This window comes from Kaistella jeonii (genome assembly GCF_000812865.1).
Classification (GTDB): domain Bacteria; phylum Bacteroidota; class Bacteroidia; order Flavobacteriales; family Weeksellaceae; genus Kaistella; species Kaistella jeonii.
The window spans coordinates 1-15,178 of the sequence record NZ_JSYL01000013.1 but is presented as its reverse complement, the minus strand read 5'-3'; the positions used below and the strand labels follow the sequence as shown (position 1 = coordinate 15,178).

General features: G+C 34.4%; 15 protein-coding genes and 1 pseudogene. 7 read left to right on the top strand and 9 right to left on the bottom strand.

What is annotated here, in order from left to right; all coding sequences use genetic code 11:
- Positions 1–17: 17 nt before the first annotated feature.
- Complete coding sequence (locus tag OA86_RS13360; protein ID WP_039354301.1) at positions 18–2,837, bottom strand: gluzincin family metallopeptidase; 2,820 nt, start codon at positions 2,835–2,837, stop codon at positions 18–20.
- Positions 2,838–2,966: 129 nt separating this feature from the next.
- Here OA86_RS13360 and OA86_RS13355 point away from each other — a divergent pair, with 129 nt between their 5' ends.
- Together OA86_RS13355 and OA86_RS13350 are read left to right on the top strand one after the other, a co-directional pair.
- Positions 2,967–3,788: a DUF4846 domain-containing protein gene (locus tag OA86_RS13355; RefSeq protein ID WP_246008069.1), complete on the top strand. Its 822-nt coding sequence runs from the start codon at positions 2,967–2,969 to the stop codon at positions 3,786–3,788.
- Between the two features lie 103 nt (positions 3,789–3,891).
- A complete protein-coding gene (locus OA86_RS13350) occupies positions 3,892–5,055 on the top strand; it encodes an MFS transporter (protein WP_039354373.1) in 1,164 nt (387 codons plus the stop codon).
- 53 nt (positions 5,056–5,108) lie between these two features.
- Here OA86_RS13350 and OA86_RS13345 read toward each other — a convergent pair whose 3' ends face one another.
- From OA86_RS13345 to pyrF, 4 genes are all read right to left on the bottom strand, one after another.
- Entirely contained in the window at positions 5,109–5,609 is a 501-nt protein-coding gene (locus OA86_RS13345; RefSeq protein ID WP_039354297.1) for a GreA/GreB family elongation factor, read from the bottom strand.
- 101 nt (positions 5,610–5,710) lie between these two features.
- A complete protein-coding gene (locus tag OA86_RS13340) occupies positions 5,711–6,415 on the bottom strand; it encodes a DsbA family oxidoreductase (RefSeq protein WP_039354372.1) in 705 nt (234 codons plus the stop codon).
- Positions 6,416–6,510: 95 nt separating this feature from the next.
- Positions 6,511–7,437 carry an AEC family transporter gene (locus OA86_RS13335; RefSeq protein WP_039354295.1) on the bottom strand — a complete coding sequence of 309 codons (927 nt, stop codon included), beginning with the start codon at positions 7,435–7,437 and terminating at the stop codon, positions 6,511–6,513.
- Positions 7,438–7,602: 165 nt separating this feature from the next.
- A complete protein-coding gene (gene pyrF, locus OA86_RS13330; RefSeq protein WP_039354293.1) occupies positions 7,603–8,961 on the bottom strand; it encodes an orotidine-5'-phosphate decarboxylase in 1,359 nt (452 codons plus the stop codon).
- 333 nt (positions 8,962–9,294) lie between these two features.
- Here pyrF and OA86_RS13325 point away from each other — a divergent pair, with 333 nt between their 5' ends.
- A complete protein-coding gene (locus OA86_RS13325; RefSeq protein WP_039354291.1) occupies positions 9,295–10,845 on the top strand; it encodes a serine hydrolase in 1,551 nt (516 codons plus the stop codon).
- A gap of 174 nt (positions 10,846–11,019) precedes the next feature.
- Here the strand turns inward: OA86_RS13325 and OA86_RS13320 are convergent, their stop codons facing one another.
- Entirely contained in the window at positions 11,020–11,496 is a 477-nt protein-coding gene (locus OA86_RS13320) for a SixA phosphatase family protein (protein WP_039354289.1), read from the bottom strand.
- Between the two features lie 111 nt (positions 11,497–11,607).
- On the opposite strand from OA86_RS13320, the gene ruvX reads away from it, so the two are divergent.
- The 4 genes from ruvX (at position 11,608) to mazG (ending at position 14,088) form a co-directional block, all read left to right on the top strand.
- A complete protein-coding gene (gene ruvX / locus OA86_RS13315; RefSeq protein WP_039354287.1) occupies positions 11,608–12,024 on the top strand; it encodes a Holliday junction resolvase RuvX in 417 nt (138 codons plus the stop codon).
- Positions 12,021–12,593 carry a peptide deformylase gene (gene def, locus OA86_RS13310; RefSeq protein ID WP_039354285.1) on the top strand — a complete coding sequence of 191 codons (573 nt, stop codon included), beginning with the start codon at positions 12,021–12,023 and terminating at the stop codon, positions 12,591–12,593. The genes ruvX and def overlap by 4 nt, the downstream gene beginning before the upstream one ends.
- Before the next feature lie 46 nt (positions 12,594–12,639).
- Positions 12,640–13,200, top strand: a complete 561-nt coding sequence (locus OA86_RS13305; RefSeq protein WP_039354282.1) for a DUF5606 family protein — start codon at positions 12,640–12,642, stop codon at positions 13,198–13,200.
- Positions 13,201–13,320: 120 nt separating this feature from the next.
- Positions 13,321–14,088 (top strand): nucleoside triphosphate pyrophosphohydrolase, encoded by a 768-nt coding sequence (gene mazG / locus OA86_RS13300; RefSeq protein WP_039354280.1) that lies wholly within the window; start codon positions 13,321–13,323, stop codon positions 14,086–14,088.
- Between the two features lie 37 nt (positions 14,089–14,125).
- Here the strand turns inward: mazG and OA86_RS13295 are convergent, their stop codons facing one another.
- The 3 genes and pseudogenes from OA86_RS13295 to OA86_RS16045 all read right to left on the bottom strand — a co-directional run.
- Entirely contained in the window at positions 14,126–14,617 is a 492-nt protein-coding gene (locus OA86_RS13295; RefSeq protein WP_052257529.1) for a hypothetical protein, read from the bottom strand.
- On the bottom strand, positions 14,614–14,985 hold the full coding sequence (locus tag OA86_RS13290; RefSeq protein WP_039354278.1) for a hypothetical protein: 372 nt from the start codon (positions 14,983–14,985) through the stop codon (positions 14,614–14,616). Before OA86_RS13290 ends, OA86_RS13295 begins: the two co-directional genes overlap by 4 nt.
- A gap of 42 nt (positions 14,986–15,027) precedes the next feature.
- Positions 15,028–15,178 (bottom strand): annotated as a pseudogene (locus OA86_RS16045) (IS982 family transposase); the annotation flags it as partial.

Below are 15,178 nucleotides of genomic sequence, written 5' to 3'. Positions count from 1 at the left end.
ACTCCCATCTTCTAGCTTTAAAACCATCCTCTACTTAAATAGTTGGTAATTGCACTAAAATTTAAAACCAAAGTAAAACGAATTCTTTGCCCGTAATCTTTAAAGGAAGGTTCGAAACCTAATGAACTTTGTATGGGGAAATAAACCTCCAGAAAATCGGGGATAACTTTTACTTTCACGCCGGAATCCCAAATAAATTGTGGATCATGAGATTTGCTTTTGTAAACTCCCGCATCAGCATAAAGATTAAACCAGCGCCAAACATGAGAGTCCAGATTGATGGAAGTGATCCACTGATTTGCCGTATTTCCAACATAAGATTTATAGCCACCTTCTGCCAAAATTAACTGCTGGGAAAGCAATCCCGTTGTTGCACTTTGTCCTAAAAGTCCGTAAGAAAAAGAGTAATTGGAAACTTTTGAGATCCCGTAATCGAAAAGATTATTTTTTGTTTTATTGGTCAGAAAATAGCCACCGAAAAACCGCAAACTCAATTTTTTATCTTTTGCATATTCCCAGCGGTAAAAAGCTTCACCCGAAATTTTCTGAAAATCCTCCATAAACTGCAGATTTGCACTTGCATACTTTTCGTGAATCAACTGTCGATCCGAGTAGCCGTAACCAATGCTCCACATGTTATATTTTTGGTATTCGTTTTGTGCAATCATCATTGGATTCAGATCTTTATCATAAAAATTGTAAGAAACACCCAAACTTCTACCAATATCACTCCTCGGATTTTTGGCGAAATTGATGTTGGCAAAAATGCCAAATTTGCGGTAAGATAAATCATAATCGTAGTGAAAGTAGGAGCCAGAAACACCAATATCTAAAGTTCGGAAGAAGCTTTCGGCAGGTTGAAAAGAGTAGGAGATTGCTCCCGAACCGGTCATTTGTCCTGTTCCTGAACTAAAATAGGGCGTAAATGAATAATTAAATTTTCGTTCAAATAAAGATGAGTTTTTAAAATTGAGTCCAAGTAAAACTTTGTCATAGATATTGAAACTCAACCGTGGATTCAGGTAAATTTCATTGAATTCCGGATTTGGAATATCCTGGAAAAGTTTCAATTTTATCTTTTTTGTATTTGAGTAGATGCCTTTTGTGTATAAATAATTGTCCCGAAAGTTTTTTTCCGGGAAAATATATTCGTCGTTAACCACGATTTTTGCAGCATTCGATTGAGGAATGGTATAAATCACATCGGTTTTAGAATCGTTGGTATCAAACCAGAATTCCTTTTTCTCTCCCGTTTTAGTAATCGTTTCTATTTTAAAGGGAATCTGTTGCGAAGTGTTTTTTGCGATTTTTACCTGAAATTCATCACCAATTTTCTTAAATCTTTTCAGTTTAAAATTGACTCGGTTTTTTCTTTGAAGAAAGTTTTCCAGGAAATCTGACGAATAACCTGAAGCTAAAGTCAATTCATCTAAAAACTTTTTCTTATCGATGTGTTGATGGGCATTTTTGCGTAAATATTGGGTGACAAAATCATCAAATTTCTCCTGTCCCATTTTTGCCGCGACAAATGAAAATAAACTTCCCATTTCCAGATGACTGATTGCTGCTGCATTGTAATTGCTCAAATCTTCAAAAGGTTCTGCAATTTTCTGATCCAGATTTTTCGTCAAGATATAGAGATAAGCCAGACCATATCTTTCAGAAAGTTTCAGCTTTGAAGCATAGAATAATTTTAAAGGTTTGAACCCAAAAATATTGATGTTTTCCGGTAATTGACCCAGAAGTTTTTCGTTTTTATAATAACGCTCAATGTATTGAATTTCGAGATAAGTTTTCAAACCGTTCATCAACCAGTGATCCTGTTTTTTCTCGAAGACAGTCGCTTGTTCGACTACGTTTTTAGAAATAATGCTGAAATAATTGAGATCATTTCTTTGCGATTCTGTAAAAAGCTGGTACCGGAACTTTAAGAATTTAAGATCTTCCAAACCTGTGAAATTTTCGTTTTTCCTGAATTTCTCACTAATGAAAATCCTGGAAGGTAGAAATCCAATCTTACTTTTAATGAAATTAAGTTGTAATGGAAGATAGAACTCCAGATTTTGTTTTTCGCTTTCCGTTAAAGGATATCCGAAAGTAATATCAATTTTTTTTGCATCCACTTTCGGAGAAATAGTCGTAAAATGATTTTCTGAGATCACAAATTCGGGATCGATGTTTAATTTTCCTTCAAAATAATTGGGTGCGGTTTCGGCTAAATTACTTTGGGAATAGTAGTTCACAGGAATATCTAAAATTACTTTCCAGTAAACATTCGGACTTTGGTTTTCTTCAATATCCATAAAGTTTTTTGGACTTTGCTCCTGATTTTCAAAACCGTCTGGAACAAGAAAAAAATACTTCAGCGTTATTTTTTTTCCGTCGCTGCCATAACCTGCAAATTTTTCATCAGGCAATTTCAAAATATATTGAAGTGCAATTTCTACTTTTTCTCCAGGTTTTATCTTGTTCGGAAGTTGAATGTAAATATTTTCCGTTGAACTGTCGTTTACAGATATTGCTTTTTCTCCGATTTTAATTTCTAAATTTATTAAAGATCCGAGTTCATTGGGTTTCGCGAAATACAGATCGTTTTTTCGGTCTTCCAATTGTCGCTTTACGAGTTTTGTATTTCTATTTTGGTAAGCGGCGATCCAGTTCAATAATTTGATCTGAGAAAGATCTGCTGAACCATTGTTGTAATAAGTGATTTCTTGATTTACCGTCAACTCTTTTTTGGATCCGGAAACTTTAGCATTAATGTAAATAGAATCTTGTTGTGCAGAAACCACAACAAAATTGATAATCAGTAAAATCCCCAGCAATAATCTTTTCATTTTCTAAACAAGATCAAATATAATGATGTTTTATCTAAACAATTATTAATTAAATTTATTTCAAAAATAGAGTTAATTTTGAGTAAACATTTCATATTGATCCGATTTTACCAATTTTTATTTTTGTTGATGTTTCTGAATTTCCAGATTGCTTTTTCTCAAGTTATTGAGACGACTCAACTCATGATCATTGACGAAAGTAAATCTACGATCCGTACTCGATTTACACCGCCGAAAGGTTTTTTCTGGGCAAAAGAAACGCCCGGAAGCTTCAGTGAATATTTGGTTAATTTCCCCCTTTATCCGCCCAGTTTTCCGGTGCGTAACTATAATGCGGTCCCGATTGAGAAACAAAATAATCATGTCGCCATTCTCAAAATTGATGTTGGTGAAAAAGATTTGCAGCAATGTGCAGATGCCTGGATCCGTTTGTACTCCGAATATCTGTGGTCTCAAAAACGATTTGAAGAAATAGGTTTCGAATTTACGAGTGGTCAATTTTTCGCCTGGAATGATTTTAAAAAAGGAGTTCGCACCAAAGAAATAAATAATCGCGTCAGTTTTCATAAGACAGGAAAAATTGATGATTCTTATGAAAATTTTCGAAAATATCTCAATATTATTTTTAGATATGCGGGAACGATTTCTTTGAATAAAGAATCAGTTTCCGTTCTTCAAAATTCGCAGATCAAGACCGGTGATTTTCTAATAAAACCGGGAAGTCCGGGTCATTCTGTAATTATAGTGGGAGTTGCGATCAACAGTTCTGGGAAAAAACTTTATCTTTTGGCTGAAAGTTTTATGCCTGCGCAGGATATTCATGTTTTAAGAAATCCGCTTAATTCAAATATATCACCGTGGTATGAGCTGGATGTGAACGCACCCAAAACCGTGACTGCGAAATATATATTCACTCCGACTTCTATTAAAAGATTTCTTGCTCTAAAATAAATGATAGATTTTGAAATCGAACATCATAACATAATACGATTGCTAAAGTCGTTTATTTTCTGTGGAAAATTTTAATTTTGGCGGTCTTCATAATGATCTCCAAATGCCAAATAAATTACCAAATTCACTTCTTTATCTGCTGAGTATTTCCGCGGGTTTGGTAGTTGCGAACTTATATTATAACCAACCTTTACTGCACGATATTGCTTCGAGTTTAAATGTAACAGATTCTCAAGTCAGTAATGTGGCACTTTCTACGCAGATTGGTTATGCACTGGGTTTGCTGTTTATTATTCCGTTGGGAGATAAGATCAGCAATATGAAAATTGTAAAAATTGATTTTCTGATTTTGATAGTTTCTCTTTTAGGTGCAGCTTTATCACAATCGATTTTTTTATTGATCGTCACCAGTTTTCTGATCGGCTTTACCTCTACACTTCCACAATTATTTGTTCCAATGGCTGCACATCTAAGCGACGATGAAGGTCGCGGAAGAGCCATTGGTATTGTAATGAGTGGTTTACTGATAGGGATTTTAGGAAGTCGGGTTTTGAGCGGATTAGTCGGCGAATATTTCGGATGGCGCAGTGTTTTCTTTAGTGCTGCAGGTTTGATGACTTTGCTTTTCTTTTTATTGAATGCAAAATTGCCTTTAATTCAACCCAAATTTGGAGAGAGTTACGCGAAACTGATGAAATCACTCTGGTTCTATTTTAAAACAGAGCCGACTTTGAGATTGGCAACTTTGCGCGGAGCGTTAGCTTTTGGAAGTTTGAGCGCGTTTTGGACGACCTTGGTTTTCCTGATGCAAGATTCTTTCGGTTACGGAAGTGCAGTTGCGGGCGGTTTTGGTTTGTTCGGAATTGCGGGAGCATTGGGCGCAACGGTCGTTGGAAAAATGAATAACCGCGTCGAGAAAAGCAAATTAATTATTTTGGGCGCTGTTCTTATTATTCTTTCCTGGATCATCTTTTTGGTGTCATCGCACTCGGTTATAGGCTTAATTATCGGAGTGATTTTAATCGATCTAGGAGTTCAATCTGTTCATATTACGAATCAGAATATTGTTTTTTCCAGAAATACCGAAGCCAGAAACCGCGTGAATACGATTTATATGGTAGGATTTTTTATCGGTGGAGCGATAGGAACAAGTTTAGGTTCTTTAGCCTGGAATTATTATAGCTGGACCGGCGTTTCGGTGGTTGGTTTGGTGTTCTCCGGAATTATTTTGATTGTGCAATTGTTGACAGGTAAGAGAACAGTTTAGAATTATGTTTTCTCGTTGATGATGGAAATGAATTGATAAAGATTTTTTTTAATTTAATAAACAATCTTTAAAATCTCAAAAATATTTTCCTTTTCTCCCAATTTTAAAATTGCCTTTTCCCCAACTTTTTTATGCAACAAAGCTTTAGCTAAAGGCGTAGTAAAAGATATTTTTCCTTTTGAAATATTGGCTTCATCAACACCAACCAATTGAAACGTTTGGGTTGAATTATTGGTTATATTTTTAAAAGTAACCATTGCGCCAAAATGAATTTCATCTTGCGGAAGTTTTTTCAGATCAATGATTTTTGCAGAGGTAATTCTCTCATTTAAGAGCTGAAGTTTAGCATTAATATGATTGAAAGAAATTCGATATTCTTTTTCCTGAGACGAATCTAAATTTTCCTGGTCTCGTAATAAATTTTCTTTTTCTTCTACCAAAGAATCCATTCCATTTTGGGTGACAAAATTTTCTGTTCCTGCCGGCAAATCAGCTCTTGGTGGAACTAAAGGAACTTCTTCCTGATCATCTTCTTTTACAAATCCTCGGCTCATAATTTCTATTTAAGATGAATAAAGCAATTACAATTCCATTTATAAAAAAGAAAACTTCTGAAAATGAATTCCAGAAGTTTTAAAATTTTAATTAGAGATCATTAATCACAATTTCCATCAACATCGCAACTTTCTCCGCTGTGAATAATTTTTAAACCTTGATCTCCCGCAGAAAATTCTTCCCAGGATTTCTCCAAAACTTCAGAAAAAACTGGTGAAGGTTGTGCGCCGGAAACTCCATATTTATCGTTAATCACAAAAAACGGAACGCCGCTGATTCGCATTTGCTGAGCCAACATCATATCTTTTGAAACTTGTGCTGCGAATTCATCGGAGACTAAAGCGTTTTTAATATCTTCTTCATTTAAAGAAATTGATTTACCGATTTCAATTAAAGTCGCTTCATCATCAATGTTTTTTCCTTCGATTAATTGCGCTTTAAATAAAGCTTCTTCTGCTTCGTTGGCTAAATTTTTCGAGGCTGCCAATTGTAAGAGAAGATGTCCACGATAAGAATTTGCCACTTTTTGATGGTCAAAATTAAATTCGATCCCGGCATCTTTTCCCGCTTTGTAAACATGTTCATACATTCCTTTTGCCTGCTCTGCAGAAACTCCTTTTCTCTCGGAAAAATATTCTAAAGAATTTTTTTCAGGTTGCGTTTTCATGTCGGGATCAAGTTGAAAACTGTGCCAAGTCACTTCGATGTTTTCCTTTTCTGGAAATTGGTCCAAAGCTTTTTCAAAATTCTTTTTTCCAACATAACAAAACGGACAACGAATGTCACTCCAAATATCTACTTTCATAACTTTTTTATTTTGTAAAATCAAAGATACGAATCTTGAAATCTTTAAACATTGATATAAGGTAAGAAGAGATCGTCTGTATCAATTTGTGGCTTTTAAATCATCAATAATCCTGAATATTTCATCAACAAATACCATAAAGTAAGCGTTACAAGAGAAAGTGGAATTCCGATGCCGATCATTAAATTACAGAGTTTCGGTTCTAATTTATGGGTCGAAGCGATAATTGCTGCAGTGATCATCGGAGCCATCGCAGATTCTAAAAAAGCGATTTCAATCATTTCACCTCTCTGTTTCAGAAGAATAAAATAGAGGACGAAAATTACGGCGGGAAATAGAATGAGTTTAAATAAAAGTCCCCAAAATAGAGGTTTTTGTTCTTCTTCTAATTTTTGCCATTTGAGTTGACTTCCAACAGAAACCAAAGCGAGCGGAACTGTTGTTGCTCCTAATTTTGCGAATACATCATCAATTACTAACGGAAATTGAATGCTCATTAAATTTAATAAAACAGCAACTAAAAAGGCGATAAATGGTGGGAATTTTAAAATCTTTTTCAGAATATCAGGTACCGAATTTTTTCCTCCAGAATAAAAATTAGCAAACGTAATTCCTAAGGTTGATAATGCTACAAAAGAACCGGGTTGATCGACGAGCATTACGGTTTTTAAACCACTTTCGCCATACAAAGACTGAATGAAAGGAATGCCCACAAAAGAAGTGTTTCCAAATCCTGCACATATGATTAAGGCGCCGATCAATGTTTTCGACCATTTCATTTTCTTGCCTAAAAATGTAAAAAATAGAAAGGCTAAAAAAATATTGAGCCACGGAACCATAACGGGAAAAATCACCTGAAAGTTCAGGATGATTTTCGGAATGTAATAAAGTGACAAGGCAGAAAGAGAAATGTTGATAACAAAAGAGTTCAGCGCTAAATGACCGTTTTCCGGGAAGAGTTTAGTTTTTCTAAGAAAAATTCCCAGAAATAAACAGAGAAAAAGTAAAATTAAATTAGACAAATCTTAATTTTATTTAAAAAATTTATAAGAGGTGAGAACCGCAAAATTTTAATGAATTATAAAACAATAATGAAGATTTCAAATTTAACGCAGGTTCAAGTGATTGAGCAATTTTTTTGAGTTTATCTGCTCAATCTGCAAGAATTAATGTGTTTTTAAGTTGGTTTACAAACTTCCTTCATAAGCATTCCAACCCGCAATCTTATAACTCAATGCAGATTTCTCAGCGTCATCAGATCTATAAATTCCTCTTCCTACAATAATAAAATCGGTTTCCAGTTGGGTGAAAGCATGTTCCGGTGTATTGTACTGTTGACCTTTTCCGTCGCCAGCATCGGCTAAATTAATTCCGGGTGTAAATAAAAGCAATTCGTTTGGAATTTTATTTTGAGAGACGCCGCCAAAAACATTGGGATGAGACAAAGCAATTTTCGTGGCTTCTTCTCTGTAATTCGCATCCGTCAAAGTTCCGTTTGAAGACATTCCTATAATAGCGACAACACCAACATTTCTAAAACAGTCGAGCGATTCATAACCTGCAATAACTTGCGCCGTAACCAGATCTGCCCACTGTGAAATTTTGTAAGTTCCGTAAGAGAACTGTAATTCCTGTGTATTTCCGATGTCGGCAAATTTGCGGTCTTCCATTAAGAGGAAATTATATTTTGTAGCTAAATCTTTTAAAGGTAAAATGGTTTCGTCAGAATCAAAATCCATTAAAATATCAATGTGTGTTTTCAGAGCTACGATATGTGGACCAACTTTTTCAGCAAGTTCCAATAATTCTTGAGTAGAAGTTACATCAGCTGAAACAATTAAGTTCGATTTTTTTTCAATCGCAATTTGCAATAATTTCTGAGCCACAGAATGGTCGCAGATGTCTAATTTTGCTTCGTAAGAAAGTCTTTTTTCTTCTTCAAATCTCACTACGTTTCCGGCAAGGAAATCGTTGATTCTTTCCACCTCATCATCGGTTAAATGACCTTCCTCTTTCAACATTTTACAAACTTCAGAAATGGTAAAAAGCGTATGAACACGGAATCCGTTATGCTCTAAAATCTCTTTTCCACCTTGTTGTCTGTCCAAAACTACCACAATATCGGAAACTGTAATTCCTTCATTCTCAATTTCGGGAATCGTTTCCAACAAAGAAGCTCCGGAAGTAATTACATCTTCCACCAAAAGACAATTTTGACCTTTTGTGAAAATACCTTCAATCATTTTTTTGGTGCCATGCTGTTTGGCTTCTTTTCTTTTGATGATTAAAGGAATATAACTCTCCAAAGACATTGCAGTCGCCATGGGAAGAGCCGCATAAGGAACGCCGCAAATCAAGTCAAAATTATCCAGCGGAAGCATATCCAACAGATAATTGGCGAGTAATTTCAAAATTTTTGGGTCGGAAGCAAGCGGACGTAAATCCACATAAAAAGGACTTTCAATCCCTGATTTCAGGGTAAATCTTCCAAATTTAATGATGCCGAGTTTGTAACACTCCAGAAAAAATTCTTTCTTAGTTTCCATACTTTTTACTTTATTACAAAGTTAAGATTTTAATACTGAAAACCTAAATCAGCAAGCCTACTTTTTATTTTATTTGGGCCCCTTTTCCACCTTCCACTCCCGCTTTTTTGTAGAGGCGGTTTCGTCTTGAAACGATAGTGCTTTTACAAAAAGAGCTCCGTTCAAGTTGGGGTGCGACTAATTTTGTAAAATTGAAATCGGTTTTTAAATTAAATAATAACTAAAATTTATTTGTATGGCTAATTGGTGTTTTTGTAGATTAAATTTTTTTGATATGAATATTTAAAAAAAACAATTCAAAAATTTCTACCTTTGAAAAAACAGTTTAAAACAATGAAAGCAAAACTATCATTCCTATTAATCCTTATTTCGTTCTTCGCTTTTTCGCAAGTCGACGAAAAGAAACTCGATGAACTTATTCAAAACACTTTAAAAACTTTCGATGTTCCCGGAATTTCCGTCGGAATTGTAAAAGATGGAAAAGTTATTTACTCCAAAGGTTTTGGAGTAAGATCTTTGACCACGAATCAAAAAATGACCGATGAAACTTTGGTCGGAATCGCTTCTAATTCAAAAGGTTTTACAGCAACAGCTTTGGCAATGTTAGCAGATGAAGGAAAATTAAAGTTCGACGATAAAGTTTCTAAATATATTCCTGAATTTCAAATGAATGATGCTTATGTTTCTCAGGAAATAACTATCAAAGATTTGATTACACATCGCGCTGGTCTTGGTTTAGGACAGGGAGATTTAATGTTTTTTCCAGAAGGTGGAAGTCTTTCTGTGAACGACATTATTCGCAACGTGAGATATTTAAAACCAGATCATTCGTTCCGTACGACTTTAGAATATAACAACATTATGTTTATCGTGGCAGGTGAAATAATTCACAGAGTTTCGGGATTAAGTTGGGCAGATTTTATCGAACAAAGAATTCTAAAACCGGTCGGAATGACTTCCAGCTACGGAAGTTACAGCCACGCAAAAGCGGCTAATTCTTCTAATATTATCGATGCTCACGCTCCGGTTGACGGAAAAGCGATCGCAGTTCCGCACGACTGGAATGAAACTGCAAACGCAGCTGGTGGAATTCTCAGTAATATTAAAGATATGTCAACTTGGGCAGAATTCCTCATGAATGGCTTTACAACGAAAGATGGTAAAAAATTGGTGACAGATAAACAAATTCAACAGCTTTGGAACTTGCAAATTTCAACGCCTGTTGCTTTGAAAAATCCCTACGATTCAAATTTCGGAGGTTATGGATTAGGTTGGTTTTTAACGGATGTTAAAGGGCACAAACAAGTTTATCATACCGGTGGACTAATTGGAACGGTGACACAGTTTACATTAATTCCAGACATGAAATTAGGAATTATTGTTCTAACTAATCAACAAAGTGGAGCAGCTTTCAGTTCAATTACGAACACCGTAAAAGATTCTTATTTGGGAATGCCGCAAAAAGACTGGCTCAAAACCTATGGCGATAGAATGACCAAAGTAAATGCAGATTACGAAAAAGGGAAGAAAGAAATTTTTGCAAAATCCGACGCGTTCAAAAAAGATAAAAACTGCCAAATTCAAAACGACCAAATTGTTGGAACTTACACTGATCCTTGGTTCGGTGAGGTTACCATTTCAAAAGAAGGAAATACTTTCCGTATTTTGTGTAAAAATTCGCCGAGATTGAAAGGTGAACTTTTACCTTATTCATCCAATGTGATGATTGCAAAATGGGATGACAGAAGTTATGATGCCGATGCTTTCGTGAATTTTAATTTAGATGAAAACGGAAAAGCAACAGGAATGAAATTAAAACCGATCTCTGATGTGACTGATTTCAGTTTTGACTTTGGAGATTTAGATTTGCATAGAAAGAATTAGTTTGTTTTAAATAATAATGAAAAACCTCATCAAATCCACTTTGATGAGGTTTTTTTATGCATTGCTTGAGTTTGTCATTCTGATGGAGGAATAATATCGAAGTTAAAGAGATGCTTCGTTCCACTTTGTTTCATTCAGCCTAAAATCAATTTTTTTCAAGGTTTTAATAAACAATTAGATCTTCTTCGGTTCATAAAAAAAGATTGGTTTCTTTTTGGCGTTTTCAAATTCAGACCACGAATCGCAATCTATTTGAAATCCTGCTACACCGCAAGTTGGGAACATAAATAAATCTTCCGACATGGAGTTGGCAAAATTCGAAATGCCGTTGTTATGCGAAAACAGTGCAACGGAATTCAGATCATCATTCAAACCAAAAATTACAGATTCAAAATTCTTTTCCGAAGCATTGTAAAGTTTCCGATCTGTTTCGATTTCTATTTCATAAACTTGATTAAAAATTTCGCATGTACTTAAAGCGCGTAAAGCTGGACTCGACAAGAATTTTTCGATTATGATATTGTTTGCTTTCAAAAAGTGTGACATTTTCTTCGCATCGTGAAGACCTTTTTCAGCGAGTGGTCTGTCGAAATCATCAGTATTTTCGGGCCAATCACTTTTGGCGTGGCGAACAAGAATTAGTGTTTTCATTCTGCGAAGTTTTTTGAATAATTAAAATTAAAGATTATTTTTAGATGTTGGGTAAAAAAATTACACTTTGGGTCAAAATCAGTTAACTAAATTTTCTTAAATTTGCAGATTATGGGACAAATACTTGCGATTGATTACGGAAAAGCACGTTGCGGGATTGCAGCAACTGATGATTTTCAAATTATTGCGAGCGGTTTACCAACAGTGGAAAATAAAAATATTTTTACTTTTTTGAAAAAATATATGAGCGAAAATACTGTCGAAGCTGTTGTAGTAGGACTTCCCACAGATTTGAAAGGAAACCTTAATGAAGTTGAGAATGACATTTTAAAATTTTTAGAAAAATTTAGAATTGAATTTCCCACCATTTTAATTCATCGTTTTGATGAGCGATTTACGTCTAAAATGGCATCTTTCTTTATTTCACAAAGTGGAAAAAGCAAGAAAAAACGAGAAGAAAAAGGTTTGATTGATAAAGTAAGTGCAACCATTATATTGCAAAATTTTTTAGAACAGAAACAGAAATGATACTACCGATACGTGCATTTGGAGATGCAGTTTTAAGAAAACACTGTCATGAAATTGACAAAAATTATTCTGGATTAAAAGATTTGATCGCGAATATGTTCGAAACGATGGAGTCTGCTCATGGCATTGGTTTGGCAGCTCCGCAGATTGGTTTAGATATTCGCCTTTTCATCGTCGATCTTTCCCCACTTGCAGAAGACGAGGATTATGAAGATATTGCAGAAGAATTAAAGGATTTTCGAAAAGTGCTTATCAACGCAAAAATTCTTGAAGAGTCTGGCGAAGAATGGAAATTTAATGAAGGTTGTCTTTCTATTCCCGATGTTCGCGAAGATGTAAAACGTCAGGAAACAATTATAATTGAATATTTTGATGAAAATTTCGTTAAACATACCGAAACTTTTTCTGATATGCGAGCTAGAGTTATTCAGCACGAATACGATCATATCGAAGGAATTTTGTTTACCGATCATTTAAGTTCATTAAAGAAAAAATTGGTCAAAGGTAAGTTGGTCAAAATTTCTCAGGGTGACGTTTCCGTTAATTATAAAATGAGATTTCCGAAGTAGGAGAATTATAGAATATTAGATAAAATTTAAATAAAAAATTAAACATATGCAGTTAGAAAAAATAATTTCGATTTCGGGAAAACCGGGTCTTTACAAATTAATTTCGCAGTTGAAAAATGGGTTCATTATTGAAGATGTTTTAACCAAGAAAAAAGTGAGCATCGGAAATACTTCGCAAGTAAGTTTGCTCGACAATATCGCTATGTTTACATTTGACAAAGAAGTTCCTTTGTTTGATGTTTTCGAAAATGTAGCAAAAAATACCGAGTACAAGGAAACAATCTCTCATAAATCGACTGATGCTGAATTGCGTGATCTGATGAAAGAATCTCTGCCTGACTACGATAACGAAAGAGTTTATGTTTCGGATATTAAAAAATTAGCGCAGTGGTATAATATTTTGCACAAAGCGGGATATATTACGCCAGACAGTTTTGTGAAATCAGAGCCTGAAATGACCGAACCTGCGGAAAATGAGTCCAAATCTGAAATAATTGATACGAAGAAACCTGCTGCGAAGAAGGAAAAAGTAGCAACACCGAAAGTAAAAGCTGCAACTTCATCTGCGAAGTCAGCGCCGAAAAGTACGCATAGAAAAATGGGATAAATTCCTTTTGTTATTAATATTATTACTTTGTCAAAGTTTAAATCTTTGACAAAGTTTTTTGTTTATACCAATTTTTTATCTGAATTAAATTTGCATTCAACATTCAACAACAAACAACTCATGAATTCAAGAAAAGAACAACTCGAAGCTTTTAACCGATTACTAGATATTATGGATGATCTGCGGGAAAAATGTCCGTGGGATCAAAAGCAGACTTTAGAAACTTTGAGGCCGTTAACATTAGAGGAAGTTTATGAACTGTCAGATGCGATTTTGAAGGATGATCTGCTGGAAATTAAAAAAGAGTTGGGTGATGTTTTACTGCATCTTGTTTTTTATGCGAAAATCGGGTCAGAGAAAAATAGTTTTGATATTGCAGACGTCATTAATTCTTTAAATGAAAAACTGATTTTCCGTCATCCTCACATTTATGGCGATGTTGAGGTGAAAGATGAAGAAGAAGTAAAACAGAACTGGGAAAAACTGAAGTTGAAAGAAGGTAACAAATCGGTGCTTTCTGGTGTTACCAAAGGAACTCCAAGTTTAATAAAAGCGTATCGAATTCAGGATAAAGTGAAAGGAATTGGATTTGAATTTGCTAATGCCGAAGATGCCTGGAAAAAGGTTGATGAAGAATTAGCAGAATTTCATGCAGAAACCGACTTAGATAAAAAAGAACAGGAATTGGGCGATGTCTTTTTCTCTCTCATTAATTATGCGAGAATTTCAGGCATAAATCCCGACACCGCTTTAGAAAGAACCAATAATAAATTCATCACAAGATTTCAGAAAATGGAAAACTTGGCTTTAGATCAAAACCTAAAACTAGCAGATTTATCTTTAGAGAAAATGGATGAACTTTGGGAAGAAGCGAAGAAAAACGAATAAACCTCCAGAATTTTCTGAAGGTTTATTCTAAAATTTTTTAATCAAAATATTTATGGTATTTTTCCATAGATTCTTTCAATTCTTTAACGATATGATTCGCTTCTTCTCTGTCGGTCGCTTTTTTCAATTTGTCAATTTCTTCCATGTGCGGCATTAACCAAGAGTGAAGTACATCATGTGGAGTTCCTTTAATCGTACAGCTTTTTAATAAATTGTCATTAGTAGCACTCAAATTGGTAGCCAACATTTTATAATCACCATTTTCTGGTTTGTATGCATTAATCTGAATTTCCATTTCGTTGATGAAGGGTTTCATTTCTGCATTCATGGTCCATTTTGCACCATTATTTAACTCCAGTTTTACGCCTTCTTTATGTTCATCTAATTTTTCATGATTATCGGTTGCGTGGTCATCAGAAACTTTTTGTTCCGTTGTAGTTTTGTTATTTTCTGCCTGTTCATCTTGTTTTTTCTCACAAGAGACAATAATTGCTAATCCTAAGATTGATGACAAAATAATCTTTTTCATTTTTTTAAAATTTTTGTTGTTATAAATAAAAATATTGCGGTTACTCCGATTCTGAAAGCCATGGCTCCAATCGTTTTTGTTTCATATAATCCGCCATTATTGATGTGAATAAATAATCCAATGTAAGCGAGGACTAAAATAATTAAGGAAATTATTAAAGGCATTTTTGCCCAGGTTTGATTCTTTAAAATTCCATAAGCAGCAATCAAATAGAGGATCGCGCAAACTAGATTTGCCCAAACTATTCCGGGAACATAATTGCCTTCTTTTTCGCGAATTCTGAACCAGTCGAAAATCACCGAACTGCTCATAAATAGCGTTACTAATCCCAAGAGTAAAAGGAAAACCAGTAATATCGTTTTTTTCATGATTGTAAGTATTTAAATATAATGTTAACCCGTAGTGCATTATTAAATTATTGAGATTTTAATATTGTTCATATTTCTTTTAAAGACAAATACGTTTACAAGTTGGATAAATGTTAATGCTGTTATTTTACTTAATATTCTGGTTTTAAAACCATTAAAAGATTTTGCATAATTATTTCTGATTTTAAATTGA